Below are 22,329 nucleotides of genomic sequence, written 5' to 3'. Positions count from 1 at the left end.
GATAGTCTGCAGGCCAGGCTAAGAGCCCGCAGCATCCCAAACCGCGCGAGAGTCTACCAGCTTGCAAGCGTCTGCGTTATATCCGAACTTGCAGTGCATATAACATTTCGAGCGCTTTACGCGGTGTTAAGCCGTCCAGGTCAAGCTTGGCCAGCTCATCCAGCACGGGGTGTGGCAGGCTGGCGAACATATCGCTTTGGTGAGGCGCGGAAGGTTTGTTGGCGGTCTTGGCTGGGCTGGTAACCACGGTTTCATGGGGCAGAGCCGTGGTTTCCAGGCGACTGAGGTGTTCACGGGCACGCACGATCACGTCGTTCGGCACTCCGGCCAATTGCGCCACCGCCAGTCCGTAACTTTGGCTGGCGGGCCCAGGCAACACATGATGCAGGAACACGATGCGTTCGTTGTGCTCCGTGGCATTGAGGTGCACGTTGGCCACCAGTGGCTCGCTTTCCGGCAGCACCGTCAGTTCGAAGTAGTGGGTGGCAAACAGTGTGTAAGCCCGCAGATGCGCCAATCGCTCGGCGGCTGCCCATGCCAGGGACAGACCGTCGAAGGTGCTGGTGCCGCGACCCACTTCGTCCATCAGCACCAGGCTGCGTTCGGTGGCGTTGTGCAGGATGTTGGCGGTTTCGCTCATTTCCACCATAAAGGTCGAGCGGCCACCGGCGAGGTCATCGCTGGAGCCGATCCGGGTGAAAATCCGGTCGACCAGGGACAGTTCGCAACTGGCCGCCGGCACGAAGCTGCCAATATGCGCCAGCAACACGATTAAAGCGGTCTGGCGCATGTAGGTCGATTTACCACCCATGTTAGGACCGGTGATCACCAGCATGCGTGTATCGTCGTCCAGGGACAGGTCGTTGGCGACGAACGGCGTGGTCAAGACCTGTTCCACCACCGGATGGCGGCCCTGCACGATGCGCATGCACGGTTCGCTGACAAAGCGTGGGCAGTTGAGATCAAGGTTCAACGCACGTTCGGCAAGGTTGCTCAATACATCCAGCTCCGCCAGGGCGGCGGCAGTGTCCTGCAGCGGCGCCAGTTGGCTGATCAAGTCTTCGAGCAAGGCCTCATAAAGCATTTTCTCGCGAGCCAGGGCACGGCTCTTGGCTGACAGCGCCTTGTCTTCGAACTCTTTGAGTTCCGGTGTGATAAAGCGCTCGGCGCCTTTGAGGGTCTGGCGACGTTGATAATCGATCGGTGCCGACTCGGCCTGCTTGCTTGGTAACTCAATAAAGTAGCCGTGCACGCGGTTGTAGCCGACCTTCAGGTTGGCGAGGCCGGTGCGGGCTTTTTCGCGGGCTTCCAGGTCAATCAGGAACTGCCCGGCGTTTTCGCTCAGGGCTTGCAGTTCATCCAGCTCACTGTCGTAACCGGTCTTCAATACACCACCGTCACGGATGATCGCCGGCGGGTTATCGATGATGGCTTTTTCCAGCAACGCGGCCAGTTCCGGGTAGGTGCCCGCCGTGATTGCGAGCTGTTGCAGGTGCGGCGTGTCCAGCTCGGTCATCGCCACTTGCAACTGCGGCAGGGCGCCAAGGGCGTCGCGCAGGCGTGCCAAGTCACGAGGGCGCGCATTTCGCAGTCCAATCCGTGCCAGGATCCGCTCTATGTCACCGATTTCTTTCAGCTGTGGCTGGAGCTTTTCAAAGCGATAGCCATCCAGCAGGCATGTAATAGAGGTTTGACGCGCTTGCAGCACGCTCAGGTCCCGCAGCGGACGATTCAGCCAGCGTGTCAGAAGGCGGCTGCCCATGGCAGTCTGGCAACGGTCGACCACCGATTGCAGCGTGTTGTCACGCCCGCCGGACAGGTTGGTGTCCAGTTCCAGATTGCGACGGCTGGCACCATCGAGCACCACGGTATCGTCCAGGCGCTCATGGCGCAGGCTGCGCAAATGCGGCAGGGCAGTGCGCTGGGTTTCCTTGGCGTAGCTGAGCAGGCAACCGGCGGCGCCGATGGCCAGGGTCAGGGTTTCGCAGCCGAAGCCTTTCAGGTCTTGTACCGAGAACTGCTGGCACAGGCTTTTGAGCGCCGAATCACGCTCGAAATCCCACGGCGCACGGCGCTTGGTCCCACGACGTTTTTCCGCCGGCAGGTCCTTCGGCCAATCGTCCGGGATCAGCAGTTCCACAGGATTGATGCGCTCCAGTTCCGCCAGCAAGTTCTCCCAGCCCTTGATCTCCAGCACGCTGAAATTGCCGCTGGTGATGTCCAGCACGGAAAGGCCGAACAGCCGTTCATCGCCCAACACCGCAGCGATCAGGTTATCGCGACGCTCATCCAGCAGCGCCTCATCACTCACCGTGCCCGGTGTAATGATGCGCACCACCTGACGCTCTACCGGCCCCTTGCTGGTCGCCGGGTCGCCGATCTGCTCACAGATCACCACCGACTCGCCCAGCTTCACCAGCTTGACCAGATAGCCTTCCAACGAATGGTAAGGAATCCCACACATTGGAATTGACTGTCCCGCCGACTGCCCGCGCGCGGTCAAGGTAATGTCCAGCAACTTGGCGGCCTTCTTCGCGTCTTCGTAGAAGATCTCGTAGAAGTCGCCCATGCGATAGAACATCAACTGATCAGGGTGCTGGTTTTTCAGGCGCCAGTATTGCTGCATCATTGGCGTATGGGAGGACAGATCGGAAGTGTGTTTACTCATCAGATAGTTAGCAAATTCGTTGAAAGGAGTGGGGCAAAGGTGGGGCGCTCGGCCCTGCTGATTTTGCAATGGCCGCAAGGTTAACACGCGAGGTCGGCCCTTCGCAGGTCGCAAACGGTCAGGTAAAACGTAAAAAAGGGGCGGCGCATTTATTTAAATGCACCGCCCCTTTTGCCTTTCGGCCTGTGCTGAATATGGACGCCTCTCTCAGTACGAAACGGCGATAGCCTTGGCCAATTGCATGTCGGACATAAGCGGCGCGGGGTAGGTCGAATGATAGTACCGAGATGCCCGTTCAAACTCGGCCCCGCGGATTTCGCCGTCCGAACCGATAAACGCAAGGGCGTCGGTTTTCGATGATGTAAAAAGCTTTGGTGCTTCGGTCGTGAGAGAAGTAGTGCCTGCAACCAAGATGGTTGGCACGAACGTGGAGTACATCAGCGCTTTATCGAAGGGGTTGGCATTTTCTGCCGCCACTGCCTGATTGCCCATCAGCACCATGACAGCGATTGTCAGCGTTTTCCATGAGTCCATTCGTCGATGTTTCCATTTTGATTTAAGGGCGGGACGATATCAGGGCCGGCCATTCCCCGCGGTCACCTCATCCGGGCGAAGCATAGAAGTGGTTGAGCACTGCCAGCTCAATCCCAGCCACTATTGCGCAGAGCACAACGAAGCCTCGGCTGAAGACCCGCTTACTATTGGATGAGGCTCCTTCTATCCAGTGCGCGTCGGTGTAGCTTGTGAACATCCCGATGAGCGCCAGTAGGGTGCATGCCTGCACCTTGCTCCAGAAGCTCTGATCTCGCCATGAAGTCATCCGTGTTATTCCATATCGCACATTGCCTAGCCAATCTTCGCTTTACTACTGCGCGCTGAGCTGAAGGGTGCAGGCCTGTTCGCCAAGCAGGTAATCGCAGATTTATAAGGTTGGCATCTATGGTCGCAGACAGCCGGAGTTGGATTGTAGGCGCTCATGCTTGGGGATATCCACAAATGGTCAGGTTAAAGGGGAAGTGTATTCTTCAAGAACCTTGTTTATGAGCGAAGAGTCCTCTTTGTGGACTGCCAAAATGTCGTAGTAGTAAATTGTTCGTGTAGAGCGTCCAGTGTTTTGCTGCCAGATGTAGTTTATGAGCTGGACGATAATGCTCATCTCGCCTGTGCGAATGACGATTTCGCCAAAGTTGTCAAAAATCACCCAATCACAATAGCCTGCCTGCTGAAGCGCGCTGAGCGTTTTTAAATAGCCTGCTTTTTGGTATTCGTGATCGTATTGGCATTCAAAGAAAAGAATTGGTTTGTGTTTTTTTATAACTACCATGGAAGAATCAAGTACATCGTAATCGAACCCGTCAACGTCACTTTTCAAGATGCGTATGCTGGATTCATTGGGGATCAGCTCATCCAGTGGCGACGATTTTAGGCCACCCTCATTTTGTAATATCGCGTGTTTTGTCCCGTTTTGTCCGTCAAGTGAGACGTTGGAGATGTTTTTTCCTACCAGGGCTTTTATTGTAGTGACTTTTAAGTGGTTTATTGAAGTTTTTATTCTTTTGACATTATCTTCTAAGTGCCTGTAAAAAGAATCATCAGCTTCAATGCAGATATAATTAGCAGTGGTATTCTGTTCAGCCATGCCCGCTAATGAATCTCCGATATTTGCACCTATATCTATGATGGTTTCTGAGTCATTGATGTAGCGTGTTAGGTGTGGCAAGAACCTATCATATTTTGGGTGTTGTTTTTGAAATTCAGGTAATAGGTGGTGCGCTGGCAAGTTTATTGAAAAGCTTCTGTATTTATAGCTTATAGGTAACTTTGAGTATTTTCGAAGTTTTCTGATGATTCTTGATGTTAATTTTGAGATCAAACTTAAATTTCCTTGAGTAGTTTTTATTTTCCTAGCGTGCATTTAGGTATCCATTGACAGATTCTTCCTTTTGTATCTGTTATGCACGACTTGGTATCAAGGATCTTACGTTTAGAAATAGCCTAAGGGAATCCGCTTTCGAGGGCGGAACGATGATGACGGGAGTCTCGCCACTGAGATGAGCCCGTTTAGGCGGTAAAAAGGGGGTCAAATGCATAAAAATGCATCATTTATGCGATTAAGCATTTGCCATTCTCCAAGTCTCCCGTCACTATCCGCGTCATGCAAAAACGCAATGTTTCTATCGTTTTAAGAGAGCTGCTGGACCGCGACCGGATCTCTCCCACGGAGCTTCACCGGCGTACCGGTGTGCCTCAATCCACATTGTCCCGGATCCTCAGCGGGAAGATCGCTGACCCGTCGGACAAGCACATTTCCCGTATTGCCGAATACTTCCGCATCAGCACCGACCAGTTGCGCGGGCGCGTGGCGGTGGGCGTTTCGCGAGATGACGAGCGAGATCCAATGCATTCGGAACTCAAGGACATTAGCCTTTGGGACGACGACACCCCCGTTAATGAGGACGAGGTGTCGATCCCCTTTCTGCGCGAGGTTGAATTGGCCGCTGGATCAGGAAGATTCGTCATCGAGGAAAGCGAGAAAGCCAGCCTGCGTTTTGGAAAGCGCAGCTTGCGGCATAACGGCGTGCAGTTCGACCAGGCCAAATGCGTAACGGTGCGTGGCAACAGTATGTTGCCGGTATTGCGCGATGGCGCGACGGTCGGGGTGAATGCCGGTAAGAGTGGCATTGGCGATATCGTGGATGGCGACCTGTATGCCATCAATCACAACGGGCAACTGCGGGTTAAACAGCTCTACCGCTTGCCTTCCGGGATTCGTCTGCGCAGCTTTAATCGTGATGAGCATCCTGATGAGGACTACAGTTTCCAGGAGATCCAGGATGAGCAGATCAGAATCCTTGGCCACGTGTTCTGGTGGGGCATGTACGCTCGTTAACTCCCTTAAGTAAGACAAAACCCGCCGATGTGCGGGTTTTTTTCCGCCTGCCAAAAGTCGTCAAGCCCTTTGCCTATGGGGCTATAAATGCATTAGCGCATTCACACTTTGAAAATAAATGCATTAATGCATTGACTGGATATCCATCCAGTCATACTCTTCATCTCAAGCCAGCCAACGAGGTCTGGTGGAGGCGGCAAGGATGCTGCTGAGGAAGACAAGGACGGCATGCAATATTGGCAAGGACGCCACAAAAGCGATGGCAGGGATGCCAGGCAACACCGGCAAGGACGCCGACGCTTTTTAGTGACATCGCTTCAACAAGACAAGCAGAGATAGGCCGGCCTTAACGGTTCAGAGAGTTGGCAACTGGTCCGGGTGTGCAGCGTAAAGCCCGAAGCAGTTCTCCCGCAGACATGGATCATGGTCGGAAAAACATCGAGGAAAAATCCGTACCGCGCAAGCAGCGGCGAAGGGTTGAGGAGGTTATTACTGAAAAGCCTGGGCAATCGGGCTTTTTGGAATGCCTACCGACACATGGAGTTACCCGAACGCCGGCACGTTGCCGGCATTGATCAGCCAGGAGGCGTGAAATGACAAACGAGCTGCAAGTGTTGGCGGAAATGCCTATCTGGCTGGTGATCGTACTGGCCCTGATCGGAGGTGTATCCGGCGAAATGTGGCGTGCCGATAAGGAGGGCGCCCGCGGTTGGTCCCTGATGCGGCGCCTGGCGCTGCGGTCCGGCGCGTGCATGGTCTGCGGGGTTTCGGCACTGATGCTGTGCTACGCCGCCGGCATGTCGATCTGGACCGCCGGCGCCATTGGTTGCCTTACCGCCATGGCGGGGGCTGACGTGGCAATCGGGCTTTATGAACGTTGGGCGGCAAAGCGCATCGGGGTCAACGAAGTGCCGCCCTCTGGGCCTGATCAGCATTAACTGTTGCAAGGACGCAATGTAATGACACTTCTCAAAAATACGCCTCAACTGCCTGTGGCGATCGGGGACGCGCTGAAGGGCGCCTTTCCACGGTTGCGTGTAGGCAATCGCCATACCTTGACCGATGCCGAGAATAGGGCGCGCGTGTTGATCAGCGTGGAACGTAATGGCCCCGGTGAGCGTTCTCTTGAGGGGCGCAAGGCACAGGCCTTGTCGGTCTCACTCAGGGCCACGGTTGCGAGCGTGTCGTCGCCCTTTGACGCCTGTGATTTGGCCAGCCAACTGATGGATCTGGCCTTGGATAACCGCTGGGGCTTTGCGCCTGATCAGTGCGACTTGCCTACGTCGATCGTCGCCGCGCCGTCCCCACTCAGTGGTGCCGAAACGGACTACATCAGTTGGACCGTATCCTTCACTCAAACCCTCTACCTCGGCCCTGGTGTCGACATCGCGTCTTTTTCAGGATGAAACTGATGGTGATCACGCTGCCCCAACCCGCTCAAATCGTGCCGGGAGCCCGCCTTGGAGCAGGCATTTCTTTGCCCGTTTCAAGTATGCGCGCCGTCGCCCGCTAGTCTCTCGATTCAGTCTGTCGCTTGCACGGGGTATTTGCTCCTGTAGGGTAGGCCAATGCCCGCTAACTTCTGGAGACGACCGTGAAGGAAATCACTCAATTGGCCGCCGAACTGGGTCGCCGTTTACAGGTGCTCAATGCTCACGTCACCACGGCGGAGTCCTGCACCGGTGGCGGGATTGCGGAAGCTATTACGCGGATCCCCGGGAGTTCGGCGTGGTTCGAGGCCGGATACGTCACTTACTCTAATCGTCAGAAGACCCGGCAGTTGAATGTGCCGGAAACATTGTTTCCGAAAGTGGGCGCCGTCAGCCAGGAAGTGGTGGAGGCCATGGTGCGCGGTGCGCAGGAAAAAAGCCTGTCGCGATTCGCTGTGGCAGTCAGCGGCGTGGCGGGGCCTGACGGCGGTTCGCCGGACAAACCGGTAGGCACTGTCTGGCTGGCCTTTGGTGTGGGTGATGAGGTCACGGCCGAGCTCGCGCACTTCCCGGGCAACCGCGATGAGGTCCGCCGACAAACGGTAAAGGCCGCGCTTGAGGGCTTGTTGCGACGAGCTGCAGCAGAAATAGAAAATCAGGGGTAGGCGATCTCCAATCTTTGTGGAACAATACTGTCTACTTATACAGGTGTTGGCCGCCCCGGCCTTATTGATTACGTGAGGACTTTAATGGACGACAACAAGAAGAAAGCCTTGGCTGCGGCCCTGGGTCAGATCGAACGTCAATTCGGCAAGGGTGCCGTAATGCGTATGGGCGATCACGACCGTCAGGCGATCCCGGCTATCTCCACTGGCTCTCTGGGTCTGGACATCGCACTCGGCATTGGCGGCCTGCCAAAAGGCCGTATCGTTGAAATCTACGGTCCTGAATCTTCCGGTAAAACTACCCTGACCCTGTCGGTGATTGCTCAAGCGCAAAAAATGGGCGCCACCTGCGCGTTCGTCGACGCCGAGCACGCCCTGGACCCTGAATACGCCGGCAAGTTGGGTGTCAATGTTGATGACCTGCTGGTATCCCAGCCGGACACCGGTGAGCAAGCCCTGGAAATCACCGACATGCTGGTGCGCTCCAATGCCATCGACGTGATTGTGGTCGACTCCGTGGCTGCCTTGGTACCCAAGGCTGAAATCGAAGGCGAAATGGGTGACATGCACGTCGGCCTGCAAGCCCGTCTGATGTCCCAGGCGCTGCGTAAAATCACCGGTAACATCAAGAACGCCAACTGCCTGGTGATCTTCATCAACCAGATCCGTATGAAGATCGGCGTGATGTTCGGTAGCCCGGAAACCACCACCGGTGGTAACGCGTTGAAGTTCTACGCTTCGGTCCGTCTGGACATCCGCCGTACTGGTGCGGTGAAGGAAGGCGACGAGGTTGTCGGTAGCGAAACCCGCGTTAAAGTCGTTAAGAACAAAGTGGCCCCGCCTTTCCGTCAGGCTGAATTCCAGATTTTGTACGGTAAGGGTATTTACCTGAACGGCGAAATGATCGACCTGGGCGTGCTGCACGGTTTCGTCGAGAAGTCCGGTGCATGGTATGCCTACAACGGCAGCAAGATTGGTCAAGGCAAGGCTAACTCGGCCAAGTTCCTGGCAGATAACCCGGATATCGCCGCCACACTTGAGAAGCAGATCCGCGACAAGTTGCTGACTGCAGCTCCCGACGTGAAAGCTGCTGCCAACCGCGAGCCGGTTGCAGAAGTGGAAGAAGCCGACACTGACGTCTGAAGTAAACGATGACTGTTGTGCTGGATACACTCGTCGCCGTTCGGCGCACTGCTATGGACCTGCTCGCTCGACGCGAGCATGGTCGAGTCGAGCTGACGCGCAAACTGCGTCAGCGCGGCGCAAACCCTGAGATGATCGACACGGCCCTTGACCGTTTGACGGAAGAAGGGCTGCTGTCGGAATCCCGTTACCTCGAAAGTTTTGTCTCCTACCGAGCCCGTTCCGGCTATGGCCCTGCGCGTATTCGCGAAGAGCTGAGCCAGCGTGGCCTGCAGCGTGCCGATATCGACCTTGCGTTGCGTGAGTGCGGGATTAGTTGGCAGTCGCAGTTGGAAGATACTTGGCGTCGCAAGTTCTCCGGCCATCTGCCTATTGATGCCCGGGAGCGTGCGAAGCAAGGCCGCTTCTTGAGTTACCGCGGGTTTTCGATGGAAATGATCAACCGTTTGTTCAGCGGCCGAGATATGGACGACTGAAACTGTATTGAGCGTGCTTGTCATTTTTGCGGGTTTGTATTGGTGAGCAGGTTTTTTGTGTAGAGCAAGCATGTTGTGGTGAGCGGGCTTGCCCTGCGTTGGGCTGCGCATCAGCCCCAATCACCGCAATCGCTCGCCTCCCATTTCCACTGAAACACCACCAAAAAAGGCTCACTATGAAAATAGTGGGCCTTTTTTTGCTCTAAAAAATCAAGCCGGCTCTGGCGCCACTCGCTGCTGCGTCTTCCCCTGAGCCTGCGCCCAGTTCTCCGGCAAATTGATGTAATCCACCAACTCCCGCAGTCTGCCTTGGTCTCGTCCATTAAAGTTGAACACCAGTCGCGTCAAATGGCTGAACCTCGCTTCATCATGCTCCTCACCGGTATACGCGAGTTGCTGAAACTCGCCGCTTAGCCGCAGGCTGGCAAACTCACTTTGCAAGTGGGCCAGCGCCCGATCACTGAGCGGGTGATTCATACGCACCACAAACTCGCGCTTTAACCAGCGCGTGGAATGGAAATTGGCATAAAACTGATTGATCTCCTCCACTGCTTCTTCAGCGCTGTACACCAGCCGCACCAGCTTGAGGTCGGTAGGCAAGATATAGCGATTGGCTTCCAACTGGCTGCGGATAAAATCCAGGGCGCCTTGCCAAAATCCTCCACCGGGTGCATCCAGTAACACCACCGGTACCAGTGGGCTCTTGCCGGTCTGGATCAGTGTCAGCACTTCCAGTGCTTCATCGAGGGTGCCGAAGCCGCCTGGGCATAGCACCAGTCCATCGGCTTCCTTGACGAAGAACAGTTTGCGGGTAAAAAAGAAGTGAAAGGACAACAGGTTCTCGGTCCCATCAATGGTCGGGTTGGCGTGCTGTTCGAACGGTAAGGTGATATTGAACCCCAGGCTGTGCTCCAGGCCGGCGCCTTCGTGTGCCGCGGCCATGATGCCGCCACCTCCACCGGTAATCACCATCAAGTCCGAGCGCGCCAGTGCTGCGCCTACTTCCCGGGCTAATGCATACAGGGGGCTTTCCACAGGGGTACGTGCCGAGCCAAATACGGTGACCTTGCGTCGGCCCTTGAACTGTTCGAGCACACGGAAGGCGTTGTCCAGTTCACGTATGGCTTGCAAGGTGATCTTGGCATTCCAGCGATTGCGGTCATCCTGTGCCATGCGCAGCACGGTGAGGATCATGTCGCGATACAGAGGGATATTCGGGCTGTCGGGGGCGATCAGTTGGAGTTGGGCTTCGACCTGCTGCGTGAGGTCGGCCCCATTTTTTTCAAAATGCTGGAGCAGGCTGTCATTCGGTTCGTAAGGCATTCAACTTCTCCTTCTTGCAGGGCCGGGTAACCGACGAGATGTTCGCCGGAGGCTACGACACTGCATGTGTCGCTGCTTGCCGCAGGGGGCAACCTTCTTTTGCCCTGAAAATGTTACAGAACAGCATCAGAAATGCTGTGAGCGAGCGGTCGGGATGGCTTGATCATGGGCCGAAAAACCCTTGGCTGGCAACCGCTTATTGGTTGCTCAACAGTGAGTCTAGCCGTCTGAGGGGCGTTGCAGCGGGGGAGTGCGCGCCACTGAATAGCAGCGCGCGAAGGTCAGGTTGAATTACTTCTTCTTCTTCGCCGGAGCCGGGCAATCCGTTTCCACGAACTTTACCGAAGCCACAGGGTGGTTGGTTTTGTTCTCGGTGATTTCATAGCGCATCACGGCGCCTTTGGCCATCAGCTCGCGGTAGCCTTTGTTCAGGCACACGCTTTGCCCCAGTTGGAAATACACAGCCTTGGGGTTGGCGCGCATTTGCTCGGCACGGTCGGACATGACGCTCAGGTGATCGATCAACTGCATGCCTTCAACGGTGTAGGCCACTTCCAGGGTTTTTTCATCGATTTCCCGGGGCAGATCCTTGTTGCTTTCTGCCGCGACGCTTTGCAGTTTCCTGTTCATCTGGGCCTCCAGCAGCGAGGCCGCATGTGCGCCCACAGGCAATACCAGCGCAAGTGCGATGGATGGGACGACAAGGCGCAGCATGGAACGCAGCATGAAACTCTCCTGATTCGGTTACTGGTGCATAGACCAGCCACTGCGCTGTGCGTTCAGTGGCGCGCAATTATAGGTGACCCCTTGCCACTACAGCCAGGCGTATCGCTGGTAAACTGCGGCCATCTCAGCCTTTCACGAGTTCTATCCGTGTCGATTTACCCGTTCCTGCGGCGCATCCGATGAGCCATGCCGTTTCCCGTCTGCGTACCCAGCGTCTGGCGCGCGCCATTAAGCCCTTCGTCAACCGAGGCTCCCGTGCCGAACGCTGCCCCGGCTGTCGGGTGATTCCCGAGTACTGTCTCTGTGCCTGGCGCCCGAAAGTCGAGGCCCGGTCCGCGATGTGCCTGCTGATGCACGATGTTGAACCGATGAAACCCAGCAACACCGGCTGGCTGATCGCCGACGTCATTGACGACACCACTGCCTTCGCTTGGGCTCGCACCGAAGTCGAGCCGGATTTGCTCACCCTGCTCGCTGACCCGCAATGGCAGCCGTATATCGTATTTCCCGGCGAATTTGTGGCGCCGGAACGGGTGGTCAACGAAGTCATCGTGACGCAGGGCAAGCGCCCATTGTTCATCCTGCTCGATGGCACCTGGAGTGAGGCGCGCAAGATGTTCCGCAAAAGCCCGTATCTGGAGCACTTACCCGTTCTGAGCCTGGCGCCCGAGCAGCTCTCACGCTACAAACTGCGCCGCTCCAAACGTGATGATCATTTCTGTACCGCCGAAGTCGCAGCGCTCTGCCTGGAGTTGGCTGGCGATGGGGTTGCCAGCGAAGTGCTGGATGCCTACCTCGATGTGTTCAGCACCCATTACTTGGCCGCCAAGTTCCAGATGCCTCTGGATGCGACCGATGCCGTCCATACCCGTCTTGCGCCCTATATACCCGCGGTATAGCCAGGCGACGTTGGCATGATGGCACTGTAAGCCTGCACCCCGCTAAAATGCCCTCGGGCGTAGTGCTTGACCCCCTAGGCTACGCTGGGCATGCTGGGCGCCGATTGGGGCGCAACCGTGAATTTTCGACGTCGTATCACGTGCTTTTGACGTTGAACGTGCCCTGTGGCGATGGCTGCCTGGCCGTTGCCTTGTGTACTGGCGAACCTTGAACCCATCAAGGCAGCCATAAAAAACAGGATCATTTAATCAATGGCCACATACGAAATCCTGATAGCCGATGACCACCCGCTGTTTCGCAGTGCGCTGCATCAGGCCGTAACGCTGGGCCTTGGCCCGGATGTGCGTCTGGTTGAAGTGGCCAGCATTGCCGAACTGGAAGTCCGCCTCACCGAAAAATCCGACTGGGACTTGGTGCTGCTCGACCTGAACATGCCTGGCGCCTACGGTTTCTCGGGGCTGGTGCTGCTGCGTGGGCAATACCCGCAAATTCCCGTGGTGATGGTCTCGGCGCAGGAAGACGCTGACGTGGTGGTTCGCTCCAAGGAGTTTGGCGCCAGTGGCTTTATCCCCAAGTCCAGCGCCATGGAAGATATCCAGAGCGCCGTACGTAAGGTGCTGGACGGTGATGTGTCCTGGCCGCCGCAAGCGTTTGAAGAAATTAACGTGTCTGACGAAGCCAAGGCCGCCCGTGATGGCTTGGCGAGTCTTACGCCCCAGCAGTTCCGAGTGTTGACCATGGTCTGTGAAGGCCTGTTGAACAAGCAGATTGCCTATGAGCTGAGCGTGTCGGAAGCGACCATCAAGGCCCATGTGACCGCGATCTTCCGGAAGCTAGGGGTGCGCACGCGGACCCAGGCGGCGCTGCTCTTGCAACAACTTGAGTCAATTTCGCAGCATTGAGCTGTTATCGATTCACGCTTTTTTGACTTTGCGTGATCTAGTTTCCCCACTTCTTTGGTTCAGTTGCCTACGTCTATGTCGCCTTTCAAGGGTCAAACCGGTATCAAACGTATCTTCAATGCTGGGGGATATTCCCTGGATGGCCTGCGCGCAGCGTTCACTGGCGAGGCCGCGTTCCGGCAGTTGGTGTTGCTGAATGTCATCCTTGTCCCGCTAAGCTTTTTCCTGAACGTCAGTCGTGTCGAACGGGCGCTGCTGATTGCAGTGTGCCTGCTGGCCTTGATCGTCGAATTGCTCAACTCGGCCGTAGAAGCAGCCATCGACCGCATTTCCCTGGACCGCCATCCACTGTCGAAAAACGCCAAGGACATGGGCAGCGCGCCGCGCAATTTGTGGCACTGACCATGATTACCCTGGTGTGGGCCGTGATCCTGATCTAACGATCAAGCGATGTTCGGCAGCACGATCTCGTCGCTGCGCTGAACCCCAGCGGTGAATGCGCGGCACAGCTCCAGAAACTCGCGCATCGCCGAGGTCTGGTATTTTTGTTTATGCCAGATGAAGTAAAACTGCCGCGCAAGGTCCAGGTCAGGGGTTTCAACCGGCACCAGGCTGCCACGGCGGAACGCGTCGCGCAGTGCCAAGCGCGAGATGCAGCCAATTCCCAATCCCGACTCCACGGCGCGCTTGATTGCCTCGGTGTGCTCAAGCTCCAAGCGGATGTTCAGCGCGCTGCGGTGATGACGCATGGCCTGGTCGAAGGTCAGGCGTGTGCCTGAGCCCTGTTCGCGCAGAATCCACGCCTCGTGGGTCAGCTCCTCCATGGTGGCCACTCCGCGCTTGGCTAGGTGATGCTGAGGCGCACAAAACACCACCAGCTCATCCTCCACCCAGGTTTGCACCTCGATATCGGGGTGGCTGCAGTCGCCTTCGATTAGACCCAGGTCAATTTCGTAGTGCGCAACCTGATGCACGATATTGGCAGTGTTCTGCACATGCAGCTTTACCTGGCTCTCGGGGTGCTGCTGCATGAAGCTGCCGATCAGCAGGGTGGCCAGGTAATTACCGATGGTCAGGGTCGCGCCGACGGCCAGAGAGCCGAAGCCGGACTTGCCGTTGAGCAGGTCTTCGATCTCCTTGGCTTGGTCCAGCAGCGCTACTGCCTGGGGCAGAAGCTGATGGCCCAGGGCGTTGAGGCTCAGGCGTTTACCGGCGCGGTCGAATAATTGGCAGCTGGATTGACGCTCCAGCTCCGTAATCGAGGTGCTGGCTGCCGATTGAGATAAGGCCAGAAGGCCAGCAGCGCGCGAGACGCTTTCCTGCTGGGCGACGGCGACGAAGACTTGCAGTTGACGGAGAGTAAATCGCATATCTATATAACCGATAACCCTTATCTTAATAATCCAGTTAACAGATATTGTCGCCGCCATTAGAATGCTGTGCAATTGCGCAGCTACATTTGGCGCAGACCCATTTCCAGGAGTTACCCGTACATGAGCAACATGAACCACGAGCGTGTCCTCAGTGTTCATCACTGGAACGACACTCTGTTCAGCTTCAAGTGCACCCGCGATCCGGGCCTGCGCTTCGAGAACGGTCAGTTCGTGATGATCGGCCTGCAACAGCCCAACGGCCGCCCGCTCATGCGCGCTTACTCCATCGCCAGCCCGAACTGGGAAGAGCATCTGGAGTTCTTCAGCATCAAGGTGCCGGATGGCCCGCTGACTTCCCAATTGCAGCACTTGAAGGAAGGCGACGAGATCATCATCAGCAAAAAACCGACAGGTACCTTGGTGCTTGACGATTTGAAGCCAGGCAAACACCTGTACCTGCTCAGCACCGGTACTGGCCTTGCTCCGTTCATGAGCGTGATCCAGGACCCGGAAACCTACGAGCGTTTCGAAAAAGTGATCCTGTGCCACGGCGTGCGTTACGTCAACGAAGTCGCCTACCGCGAGTTCATCACCGAGCACCTGCCGCAGAACGAATTCTTCGGCGAGGCCCTGCGTGACAAGTTGATCTACTACCCTACCGTGACCCGCGAGCCATTCGAAAACGAAGGCCGCCTGACCGATCTGATGCGCAGCGGCAAGCTGTTCAGCGACATCGGTCTGCCGCCGATCAACCCCGAGGATGACCGCGCCATGCTGTGCGGCAGCCCGAGCATGTTGGATGAAACCAGCGAAGTGTTGAACAGCTTCGGCCTGAAAGTTTCTCCGCGCATGCGTGAGCCGGGTGATTACTTGATCGAGCGTGCGTTCGTCGAGAAGTAATCCCGTCAGCCCATGTGCTGACCAAGCAACAAAGAAGATCCAAATGTGGGAGGGGGCTTGCCCCCGATGAGCGAGTGTCAGTTGATACATCTCTGACTGACACACCGCTATCGGGGGCAAGCCCCCTCTCACATTTTGCTTCCGGTTTATTCAGTTGGCTGGGAGTACTTCCAGCACACAAATCATCCCCGCCTCGGGATAGTGCCAGCGCACATCCACGTCCCAGAACTGCGCGCCATATTCGCGCTCAGGCCCAGGCTTTTGGTACGCCGGCCGTGGATCCTGCGCCAAGCACTGATCAATCAACTCCACCAGAGGCTCTCCCAGGCGTTGAGCGTGGTCTTGTGCTTGCAGCAGGGCGGTCTTCAGCCATTGCACGCCAATCAGGTCCGGCGCATCACTGGCGATGCCATTGGTGGCGTCCGCGACACTATCGGCATATGGCACATACGGCTTGATATCCAACACCGGCGTGCCATCGAGCAAATCAATCCCGGAAATCCACAGTCGGCCCGGTTCCACTTTGTCCAGCTTCACCACCGACTGGCCGATGCCGTTGGGCCGATGGGTCGCACGGGTGGCAAACACGCCCATGGACGTGTTGCCGCCCAGGCGTGGCGGGCGCACTTTGAGGCGTGGTTTGTCTTCCAGGGCCTGGTGAAACAGGAACAACAGCCACACGTGGCTGACCTGCTCCAGGCCCTGCACTGCCTCACCCTGGTCAAACGGCGCCACCAGTTCCAGCACGCCTCGGGCCGCTGGCGCCAGTTGTGGTTGGCGCGGAATGGCGAACTTCTCCTTGAAGCAGGAGCGTACGAAACCGACGGGTGAGACCTGATAGCTCATGGCTTACGCACGAACCCGCAGGGTCAGGCCCTTGAGGAAGTTGCGCAGCAACTGGTCGCCACAGGTACGGTAGTTGGTGTGGCCGAACTTGCGGAACAGCGCGCTCAGCTCCGGCTTGGACACCGGAAACTCGGCAGCCTTGAGGATGGCGTGCATATCGTCTTCCTTCAGTTCGAAGGCTACACGCAGCTTTTTCAGGATGATGTTGTTGGTCACCGGGGTTTCGATCGGCTGCGGCGGACGGCTTTCGTCCTTGCCACGCTTGAAGATCACCAGGCCATCGAGGAAGTACGCCATTACCTCATCCGGGCAGAACACGAAGCCTTCTTCCTCATCTTTCTTGAGGTAGGTCAGCAGGTCTTCCTTGGTTACGTCCATGCCGCCGAGCTTGATGATCTCGACCATCTTGTTGTCGCTGATGTCGAGCATGTAGCGCACGCTGCGCAGTACGTCGTTGTGAATCATGGTGGGCAGTCCTGGTATTCAACTGAGGACACCGCCCATCAGGCGGTGTCGAGAAAAGGGGAGCGGCTTAGAACTTCTCTTTGCCGGACAAGTAACGCCATTGACCGACCGGCACCTTGCCGATGGACACGCCGCCGATACGGATGCGGCGGATCGCCACGACCTTCAGGCCAACGGCTTCACAGAACAGCGCGATCACGCCTGGCTGCGGGTTTTTCATCGCGAAACGCAGGCGGTTTTCGTTCTGCCAGCTGGCTTTAACTGCTGGCAGCTCCTTGCCCTTGTAGGTAAGACCGTGATTGAGGCGGTTGAGGCCGTGAGCAACCATGTCGCCCTCGACCTCTACCACGTATTCCTGCTCGATCTTGGTGGCATCGGCGGTCAACTTGCGCAGAATCTTCCAGTCCTGGGTAAACACCAACAGGCCGCTGGCCTTGGCTTGCAGGTCGGCGCTGGCGGTCAGGCGCAGGAAGTGACCTTTGAGCGGGCGCTTGCTGAAACGGTGTTCTTCGGAGAGCGTTTCGGCGCTGATCGAGGCCATGGCTGTCTCGGCATCCACGCCAGCAGGGGCGTGCAGCAGAATGGTCACCGGTTCAGGCACTGTCGCCTTGGCGTCCGGGTCGAGTTCGACTTTCTGGGTCGTGACCTTGAACTGCGGCTCGTCGATCACTTCACCGTCCACCAAGACCCAGCCGCCTTCGATAAACAGCTCAGCCTCCCGACGGGAGCAACCGACCAGTTCGATAAGGCGTTTGGAGAGGCGTATGGGGTCAGTCATGACAAGGGCCGTAACAAAAGGGGGCGGCTATTGTACCTGTGTGGGCGCGGTTAATCCCGGCCCCATTTCATTTAGCCCTGACGCTCCTGCTGTTGTAGCTGGTGCAAACGCATATGGAGCAACGGATAAGGTTGGCCCAAGCCATCATGCTCCGTGCGTCCGATCACCTCGAACCCGAGTTTCAAGTAAAACCCCAGGGCCTGTGGGTTCTGTTCGTTGACGTCCAGCGCTTGGGCATTCATGTGCTCGATCGCATACCACAGCAGCTGTCGGCCAAGACCCTGACCACGGTGCTGCGGGTCGATAAACAGCATCTCCACCTTGCCCGCCGCAACCCCGGCAAACCCGGTGATGCGCTGGCGTGAGTCTTTGGTGCAGATCAGCATCACCGAGTCCAGGTAGCGGGTCAGCACCAGCCCCTTGAGCAGTACGATGTAACTCTCGGGTAAAAAGTCATGAGTGGCCCGCACCGAATCCTCCCAGATCCGCGCCAACTCCGCGTAGTCGCTGATTTTAGGTGTATGGATAATCGAATGCTGACGCATGCCCGCTGCCCCTTGCTGTGATCGGTGCTGATGGGCAAAACGATAGACGTAAAAAAGCCCCGCATCTTGTCCAGAAGCAGGGCTTTTTTAAATTTTTACAGCGTTAGTCGCGCTTTTCGGCCCACAGGTCGTATTCGTCGGCGTCGGTCACGGTGCACCAGACCTTGTCGCCCGGCTTTAAACCGCTGGCATCGTCGATAAACACGTTACCGTCGATTTCCGGCGCGTCGAAGAAGCAGCGGCCAACCGCGCCTTGCTCGTCGACTTCGTCGATCAGCACTTCGATTTCCTTGCCGATACGCAATTGCAGGCGCGCCGAGCTGATCGCCTGTTGGTGCGCCATGAAACGCTCCCAACGGTCTTGCTTGACGTCGTCTGGCACCACGGCCAGGTCCAGCAGGTTGGCTGGAGCACCTTCCACCGGGGAGTACTGGAAGCAGCCGACGCGATCCAGTTGGGCTTCGGTCAGCCAGTCCAACAGGTACTGGAAGTCTTCTTCGGTTTCGCCGGGGAAGCCGACGATGAAGGTGGAGCGGATGATCAGCTCCGGGCAGATCTCGCGCCAGTTCTTGATGCGCGCCAGGGTCTTGTCTTCGAAGGCTGGGCGTTTCATCGCCTTCAGGACTTTCGGGCTGGCGTGCTGGAACGGGATGTCCAGGTACGGCAGGATCTTGCCGGCAGCCATCAACGGGATCAGTTCGTCTACGTGCGGGTACGGGTAAACGTAATGCAGGCGCACCCACACGCCCAGGCTGCTGAGGGCTTCGCAGAGTTCGGTCATACGGGTTTTCACCGGCGCGCCGTTCCAGAAACCGGTACGGTATTTCACGTCGACGCCGTAGGCGCTGGTGTCCTGGGAGATCACCAACAGCTCTTTCACGCCGGATTTGACCAGGCGCTGGGCTTCGTCTAGCACGTCACCGACCGGGCGGCTGACCAGCTTGCCCCGCATCGACGGGATGATGCAGAAGCTGCAGCTGTGGTTGCAGCCTTCGGAAATCTTCAGGTACGCATAGTGGCGCGGGGTCAGCTTGATGCCTTGCGGCGGCACCAGGTCGATCAGCGGGTTGTGATCCTGGCGCGGCGGCACTACTTGGTGCACGGCATTGACCACCTGCTCGTACTGCTGCGGACCGGTCACGGCCAGCACGCTCGGGTGCACGTTGCGGATATTGCCTTCTTCCACACCCATGCAGCCGGTCACGATGACCTTGCCGTTTTCCTTGATGGCTTCGCCGATCACTTCCAGGGACTCTGCCTTGGCCGAGTCGATAAAGCCGCAGGTGTTGACCACCACCACGTCGGCGTCCTGGTAAGTGGACACAACGTCATAGCCTTCCATACGCAGTTGCGTGAGGATGCGCTCGGAGTCGACCAGAGCCTTCGGGCAACCCAGGGAAACAAAGCCAACCTTAGGGTTGGCTTTTGCGATGGTGGTGGACATGTCTAACCTCGGTATTGAATGACGCCGCCAGTCGGGCACGACAAGGCGGTGGACGGGCACTTGGTGTGCCTCTGATCAAAAAGTGCGCAATTCTAGCGATGGGCAGCGCACTTGACCAGCTTTATGCGGGGAAATGCGACGAGTGCTCTTTTGCTGGCCGGCGTGTTCTATAAGTGCCCAACGCTTACCTCAAGCTCACCGACTCATTGAAATCACACCCATCATGTACTGATTCAAATCGCGCAGATCATTAATCCGCCAAGCGAACGGTGGCAGCTTCACACCGTTCTCTCGCAAGGTTTTTGGAATCAGATCTCCATTGGGTCGAAGTATTATCGACGACACAATTACGCCCGGATAATCCTTAAGTCGTTTCTTGAACGCGGGTGTGGTGAGGTTTGGTGTCGGAGGGTTGCTCTTACTGGCCAAGGGTCCCGTGCCTTTGATGTCTGCTCCGTGGCACATGGCGCATCGCTGTAGGTAGATATTTTTTCCGTTGAGGTTATCCGCGAAGGACAGTGATGTTTGAGCCAGCGATAACACTGCCAGCGAAGCAATAAATACTCTTCTCATAGACGTCCTTGTTGTATCAGCTGGATCTGAATCGAGGGCAAGCTCAGGGCCTGGCGTTGGTGACGGGCAGGGCACGTCCGACCTCTGTATGTGGCCGGTCGCGCACGGCCAGGCAGCGGACCAGTGCTGTAGGCCTCTGTGATCGAAAAGAGCGCGATGCTAGCCACGGGCAATTCACTTGACCAGCTTTATGCAGGGAAATGTGACGAGTGCTGCGCTATGCTTCGCGCCGTTGCGCACGGGTAAAAACCTTGGGTCAATAAAACGTCTGTTACGAGAAGTAAAACAGCGCATGCTAGGGTCAGCTTAGGCGCGTTGTTTATAAGAGACCTCAGGTCAAAGGGCAGGAGTGGTTGATGGGTCACGCGAGTAGTCAGGCAGCAAGTGCCGAGCATTCAAACACCAAGCCGATCGGCATGCTGGTGGCGGCGGTCGGGGTGGTTTACGGCGATATCGGGACCAGTCCGCTCTACACCCTCAAAGAGGTGTTCACCGGGGGGTATGGGGTTCAGGTCAACCATGACGGTGTCTTGGGGATCCTGGCGCTGATCTTCTGGTCGCTGATCTGGGTCGTTTCGATCAAATACATGCTGTTCGTGCTGCGCGCCGACAACCAGGGCGAAGGCGGCATCATGGCCCTGACCGCACTGGCACGTCGGGCAGCGGGGGAACGTAAAAAGCTGCGCAGTTTCCTGGTCGTGTGTGGCCTGTGCGGGGCGGCGCTGTTCTACGGTGACAGCATGATCACCCCGGCGATTTCGGTGTTGTCAGCAGTAGAAGGCCTGGAGCTGGCGTTCGACGGCCTGGAAAAATGGGTTGTGCCGATTGCGTTGGTGGTGCTGGTGGCGCTGTTTCTGATCCAGAAACACGGTACCGATCGCATCGGCAAGCTGTTCGGGCCGGTGATGGTGACCTGGTTCCTGGTGCTGGGCGGACTGGGTATCTATGGCATCAGCCAGCATCCCGAAGTGCTCAAGGCATTGAACCCGATGTGGGCCGTGCGTTTCTTCGAGGCTCATCCAGGCATTGGCGTTGCCATCCTGGGTGCCGTGGTGCTGGCACTGACTGGCGCCGAAGCGCTGTACGCCGACATGGGCCATTTCGGCCGCAAGCCCATTGCCCGCGCCTGGTTCATCCTGGTGTTGCCGGCACTGGTGCTCAACTATTTCGGCCAGGGCGCCATGCTGCTGGGCGATCCTGAAGCCGCGCGCAACCCGTTCTATCTGCTGGCGCCGAGCTGGGCGCTGATCCCGCTGGTGGTTCTGTCGACCCTGGCGACGGTGATTGCTTCCCAGGCGGTGATTTCCGGCGCGTTCTCCTTGACTCGCCAGGCGATCCAACTGGGTTACATCCCGCGCATGCACATTCAACACACCTCCAGTGCCGAACAGGGCCAGATCTATATCGGCGCGGTGAACTGGTCGCTGATGGTCGGCGTGATCCTGCTGGTGCTGGGCTTCGAGTCCTCAAACGCACTGGCCTCGGCCTACGGCGTGGCGGTGACGGGCACCATGTTGATGACCACCATCCTTGTCTCGGCGGTGATGTTGCTGCTGTGGAAATGGCCCCCAGTGCTGGCTGTGCCGGTACTGCTCTGCTGCCTGTTGGTGGATGGGCTGTATTTCGCGGCCAACGTACCGAAAATCATCCAGGGCGGCGCCTTCCCGGTGATCGCGGGGATCGTGCTGTTCGTGTTGATGACCACCTGGAAGCGCGGCAAGCAATTACTGGTGGAACGTCTCGACGAAGGCGGCCTGCCGCTGCCGATCTTTATCAGCAGTATTCGCGTGCAGCCGCCCCATCGGGTTCAGGGCACGGCGGTGTTCCTGACCGCGCGGCCCGATGCCGTGCCCCATGCGCTGTTGCACAACCTGCTGCATAACCAGGTATTGCACGAGCAAGTGGTGCTGCTGACGGTGGTCTATGAAGACATCCCGCGCGTCCCGGCATCGCGGCGTTTCGAGGTGGATTCCTACGGGGAAGGGTTCTTCCGCGTGATCCTGCACTTCGGCTTCACCGACGAGCCGGATGTGCCCGAAGCGCTGAAGTTGTGCCACTTGGATGATCTGGATTTCAGCCCAATGCGCACCACCTACTTCCTCAGCCGCGAGACGGTGATTGCCTCGAAAATCGAAGGCATGGCGCGCTGGCGCGAAGCCTTGTTTGCATTCATGTTGAAGAATGCCAACGGCAACCTGCGCTTCTTCAAACTTCCGGTAAACCGGGTGATCGAGCTGGGCACCCAGGTCGAGATGTAAGTATCTGCTGCACGGGAGCCGGCA

The 22,329-nt window shown here is 57.3% G+C and carries 22 protein-coding genes and 1 pseudogene; 11 read left to right on the top strand and 12 right to left on the bottom strand.

Annotated elements, in window-relative coordinates:
• Nucleotides 1-76: 76 nt before the first annotated feature.
• The 3 genes from mutS to ACVWXD_RS18840 form a co-directional block, all read right to left on the bottom strand.
• Nucleotides 77-2,668 carry a DNA mismatch repair protein MutS gene (gene mutS, locus ACVWXD_RS18850; protein WP_181642750.1) on the bottom strand — a complete coding sequence of 864 codons (2,592 nt, stop codon included), beginning with the start codon at nt 2,666-2,668 and terminating at the stop codon, nt 77-79.
• A gap of 207 nt (nt 2,669-2,875) precedes the next feature.
• Complete coding sequence (locus ACVWXD_RS18845) at nt 2,876-3,202, bottom strand: DUF2388 domain-containing protein (RefSeq protein WP_032891774.1); 327 nt, start codon at nt 3,200-3,202, stop codon at nt 2,876-2,878.
• Nucleotides 3,203-3,668: 466 nt separating this feature from the next.
• Complete coding sequence (locus tag ACVWXD_RS18840) at nt 3,669-4,583, bottom strand: FkbM family methyltransferase (protein WP_401381923.1); 915 nt, start codon at nt 4,581-4,583, stop codon at nt 3,669-3,671.
• Nucleotides 4,584-4,823: 240 nt separating this feature from the next.
• Here ACVWXD_RS18840 and ACVWXD_RS18835 point away from each other — a divergent pair, with 240 nt between their 5' ends.
• The 6 genes from ACVWXD_RS18835 to recX all read left to right on the top strand — a co-directional run bounded on the left by ACVWXD_RS18835 (nt 4,824) and on the right by recX (nt 9,272).
• Nucleotides 4,824-5,558: a LexA family transcriptional regulator gene (locus ACVWXD_RS18835; RefSeq protein ID WP_081797916.1), complete on the top strand. Its 735-nt coding sequence runs from the start codon at nt 4,824-4,826 to the stop codon at nt 5,556-5,558.
• A gap of 593 nt (nt 5,559-6,151) precedes the next feature.
• Complete coding sequence (locus tag ACVWXD_RS18830) at nt 6,152-6,496, top strand: phage holin family protein (protein WP_032891769.1); 345 nt, start codon at nt 6,152-6,154, stop codon at nt 6,494-6,496.
• A gap of 21 nt (nt 6,497-6,517) precedes the next feature.
• Nucleotides 6,518-6,964 (top strand): hypothetical protein, encoded by a 447-nt coding sequence (locus tag ACVWXD_RS18825; RefSeq protein ID WP_242461382.1) that lies wholly within the window; start codon nt 6,518-6,520, stop codon nt 6,962-6,964.
• A 188-nt stretch (nt 6,965-7,152) separates the two neighbouring features.
• Complete coding sequence (locus tag ACVWXD_RS18820; RefSeq protein ID WP_032891768.1) at nt 7,153-7,653, top strand: CinA family protein; 501 nt, start codon at nt 7,153-7,155, stop codon at nt 7,651-7,653.
• Nucleotides 7,654-7,737: 84 nt separating this feature from the next.
• Nucleotides 7,738-8,796, top strand: a complete 1,059-nt coding sequence (gene recA / locus ACVWXD_RS18815; protein WP_032891767.1) for a recombinase RecA — start codon at nt 7,738-7,740, stop codon at nt 8,794-8,796.
• An 8-nt stretch (nt 8,797-8,804) separates the two neighbouring features.
• The gene (gene recX / locus ACVWXD_RS18810) at nt 8,805-9,272 is read left to right on the top strand and encodes a recombination regulator RecX (protein ID WP_099601243.1); all 468 of its coding nucleotides are present in this window, start codon (nt 8,805-8,807) and stop codon (nt 9,270-9,272) included.
• Nucleotides 9,273-9,482: 210 nt separating this feature from the next.
• Here recX and ACVWXD_RS18805 read toward each other — a convergent pair whose 3' ends face one another.
• Together ACVWXD_RS18805 and ACVWXD_RS18800 are read right to left on the bottom strand one after the other, a co-directional pair.
• Complete coding sequence (locus ACVWXD_RS18805) at nt 9,483-10,595, bottom strand: LOG family protein (RefSeq protein ID WP_181642747.1); 1,113 nt, start codon at nt 10,593-10,595, stop codon at nt 9,483-9,485.
• Between the two features lie 291 nt (nt 10,596-10,886).
• Nucleotides 10,887-11,321, bottom strand: coding sequence for a PA3611 family quorum-sensing-regulated virulence factor (locus tag ACVWXD_RS18800; protein WP_457371245.1), 435 nt, complete (start codon nt 11,319-11,321; stop codon nt 10,887-10,889).
• A gap of 179 nt (nt 11,322-11,500) precedes the next feature.
• On the opposite strand from ACVWXD_RS18800, the gene ACVWXD_RS18795 reads away from it, so the two are divergent.
• From ACVWXD_RS18795 to ACVWXD_RS18785, 3 genes and pseudogenes are all read left to right on the top strand, one after another.
• Nucleotides 11,501-12,220 (top strand): tRNA-uridine aminocarboxypropyltransferase, encoded by a 720-nt coding sequence (locus ACVWXD_RS18795; protein WP_032891762.1) that lies wholly within the window; start codon nt 11,501-11,503, stop codon nt 12,218-12,220.
• Between the two features lie 252 nt (nt 12,221-12,472).
• Nucleotides 12,473-13,123 carry a response regulator transcription factor ErdR gene (gene erdR, locus ACVWXD_RS18790; protein WP_032891760.1) on the top strand — a complete coding sequence of 217 codons (651 nt, stop codon included), beginning with the start codon at nt 12,473-12,475 and terminating at the stop codon, nt 13,121-13,123.
• 75 nt (nt 13,124-13,198) lie between these two features.
• Nucleotides 13,199-13,563, top strand: a pseudogene (locus tag ACVWXD_RS18785) (diacylglycerol kinase).
• A gap of 3 nt (nt 13,564-13,566) precedes the next feature.
• Here ACVWXD_RS18785 and ACVWXD_RS18780 read toward each other — a convergent pair.
• Nucleotides 13,567-14,493: a LysR family transcriptional regulator gene (locus ACVWXD_RS18780; RefSeq protein ID WP_026013711.1), complete on the bottom strand. Its 927-nt coding sequence runs from the start codon at nt 14,491-14,493 to the stop codon at nt 13,567-13,569.
• Nucleotides 14,494-14,616: 123 nt separating this feature from the next.
• On the opposite strand from ACVWXD_RS18780, the gene fpr reads away from it, so the two are divergent.
• Nucleotides 14,617-15,396, top strand: coding sequence for a ferredoxin-NADP reductase (fpr, locus tag ACVWXD_RS18775; protein WP_003189055.1), 780 nt, complete (start codon nt 14,617-14,619; stop codon nt 15,394-15,396).
• A gap of 150 nt (nt 15,397-15,546) precedes the next feature.
• Here fpr and tsaA read toward each other — a convergent pair whose 3' ends face one another.
• The 6 genes from tsaA to ACVWXD_RS18745 all read right to left on the bottom strand — a co-directional run bounded on the left by tsaA (nt 15,547) and on the right by ACVWXD_RS18745 (nt 20,047).
• Nucleotides 15,547-16,242 (bottom strand): tRNA (N6-threonylcarbamoyladenosine(37)-N6)-methyltransferase TrmO, encoded by a 696-nt coding sequence (tsaA, locus tag ACVWXD_RS18770; protein WP_099601244.1) that lies wholly within the window; start codon nt 16,240-16,242, stop codon nt 15,547-15,549.
• 3 nt (nt 16,243-16,245) lie between these two features.
• Entirely contained in the window at nt 16,246-16,707 is a 462-nt protein-coding gene (locus tag ACVWXD_RS18765) for a YehS family protein (RefSeq protein ID WP_032891756.1), read from the bottom strand.
• 67 nt (nt 16,708-16,774) lie between these two features.
• A complete protein-coding gene (locus tag ACVWXD_RS18760) occupies nt 16,775-17,485 on the bottom strand; it encodes an rRNA pseudouridine synthase (RefSeq protein WP_457371244.1) in 711 nt (236 codons plus the stop codon).
• Nucleotides 17,486-17,556: 71 nt separating this feature from the next.
• Complete coding sequence (locus ACVWXD_RS18755) at nt 17,557-18,030, bottom strand: GNAT family N-acetyltransferase (protein ID WP_032891753.1); 474 nt, start codon at nt 18,028-18,030, stop codon at nt 17,557-17,559.
• A 103-nt stretch (nt 18,031-18,133) separates the two neighbouring features.
• Nucleotides 18,134-19,474 carry a 30S ribosomal protein S12 methylthiotransferase RimO gene (rimO, locus tag ACVWXD_RS18750; protein WP_046384502.1) on the bottom strand — a complete coding sequence of 447 codons (1,341 nt, stop codon included), beginning with the start codon at nt 19,472-19,474 and terminating at the stop codon, nt 18,134-18,136.
• Between the two features lie 195 nt (nt 19,475-19,669).
• The gene (locus tag ACVWXD_RS18745; protein WP_260366674.1) at nt 19,670-20,047 is read right to left on the bottom strand and encodes a c-type cytochrome; all 378 of its coding nucleotides are present in this window, start codon (nt 20,045-20,047) and stop codon (nt 19,670-19,672) included.
• Between the two features lie 356 nt (nt 20,048-20,403).
• Here ACVWXD_RS18745 and ACVWXD_RS18740 point away from each other — a divergent pair, with 356 nt between their 5' ends.
• Nucleotides 20,404-22,305, top strand: coding sequence for a potassium transporter Kup (locus tag ACVWXD_RS18740; RefSeq protein WP_032891749.1), 1,902 nt, complete (start codon nt 20,404-20,406; stop codon nt 22,303-22,305).
• Nucleotides 22,306-22,329: the final 24 nt, after the last annotated feature.

It is taken from the genome of Pseudomonas sp. TE3911 (assembly GCF_054062775.1).
The sequence above is the reverse complement of the archived record's forward strand: the minus strand, read 5'-3'. Positions and strand labels throughout refer to the sequence as shown.

Excerpts from the sequence above, each read along its gene's own strand:
- mutS (WP_181642750.1), bottom strand. The coding sequence starts at position 2,668 with ATGAGTAAACACACTTCCGATCTGTCCTCCCATACGCCAATGATGCAG.
- ACVWXD_RS18845 (WP_032891774.1), bottom strand. The coding sequence starts at position 3,202 with ATGGACTCATGGAAAACGCTGACAATCGCTGTCATGGTGCTGATGGGC.
- ACVWXD_RS18840 (WP_401381923.1), bottom strand. The coding sequence starts at position 4,583 with ATGCACGCTAGGAAAATAAAAACTACTCAAGGAAATTTAAGTTTGATC.
- ACVWXD_RS18835 (WP_081797916.1), top strand. The coding sequence starts at position 4,824 with ATGCAAAAACGCAATGTTTCTATCGTTTTAAGAGAGCTGCTGGACCGC.
- ACVWXD_RS18830 (WP_032891769.1), top strand. The coding sequence starts at position 6,152 with ATGACAAACGAGCTGCAAGTGTTGGCGGAAATGCCTATCTGGCTGGTG.
- ACVWXD_RS18825 (WP_242461382.1), top strand. The coding sequence starts at position 6,518 with ATGACACTTCTCAAAAATACGCCTCAACTGCCTGTGGCGATCGGGGAC.
- recA (WP_032891767.1), top strand. The coding sequence starts at position 7,738 with ATGGACGACAACAAGAAGAAAGCCTTGGCTGCGGCCCTGGGTCAGATC.
- recX (WP_099601243.1), top strand. The coding sequence starts at position 8,805 with ATGACTGTTGTGCTGGATACACTCGTCGCCGTTCGGCGCACTGCTATG.
- ACVWXD_RS18805 (WP_181642747.1), bottom strand. The coding sequence starts at position 10,595 with ATGCCTTACGAACCGAATGACAGCCTGCTCCAGCATTTTGAAAAAAAT.
- ACVWXD_RS18800 (WP_457371245.1), bottom strand. The coding sequence starts at position 11,321 with ATGCTGCGTTCCATGCTGCGCCTTGTCGTCCCATCCATCGCACTTGCG.
- ACVWXD_RS18795 (WP_032891762.1), top strand. The coding sequence starts at position 11,501 with ATGAGCCATGCCGTTTCCCGTCTGCGTACCCAGCGTCTGGCGCGCGCC.
- erdR (WP_032891760.1), top strand. The coding sequence starts at position 12,473 with ATGGCCACATACGAAATCCTGATAGCCGATGACCACCCGCTGTTTCGC.
- ACVWXD_RS18780 (WP_026013711.1), bottom strand. The coding sequence starts at position 14,493 with ATGCGATTTACTCTCCGTCAACTGCAAGTCTTCGTCGCCGTCGCCCAG.
- fpr (WP_003189055.1), top strand. The coding sequence starts at position 14,617 with ATGAGCAACATGAACCACGAGCGTGTCCTCAGTGTTCATCACTGGAAC.
- tsaA (WP_099601244.1), bottom strand. The coding sequence starts at position 16,242 with ATGAGCTATCAGGTCTCACCCGTCGGTTTCGTACGCTCCTGCTTCAAG.
- ACVWXD_RS18765 (WP_032891756.1), bottom strand. The coding sequence starts at position 16,707 with ATGATTCACAACGACGTACTGCGCAGCGTGCGCTACATGCTCGACATC.
- ACVWXD_RS18760 (WP_457371244.1), bottom strand. The coding sequence starts at position 17,485 with ATGACTGACCCCATACGCCTCTCCAAACGCCTTATCGAACTGGTCGGT.
- ACVWXD_RS18755 (WP_032891753.1), bottom strand. The coding sequence starts at position 18,030 with ATGCGTCAGCATTCGATTATCCATACACCTAAAATCAGCGACTACGCG.
- rimO (WP_046384502.1), bottom strand. The coding sequence starts at position 19,474 with ATGTCCACCACCATCGCAAAAGCCAACCCTAAGGTTGGCTTTGTTTCC.
- ACVWXD_RS18745 (WP_260366674.1), bottom strand. The coding sequence starts at position 20,047 with ATGAGAAGAGTATTTATTGCTTCGCTGGCAGTGTTATCGCTGGCTCAA.
- ACVWXD_RS18740 (WP_032891749.1), top strand. The coding sequence starts at position 20,404 with ATGGGTCACGCGAGTAGTCAGGCAGCAAGTGCCGAGCATTCAAACACC.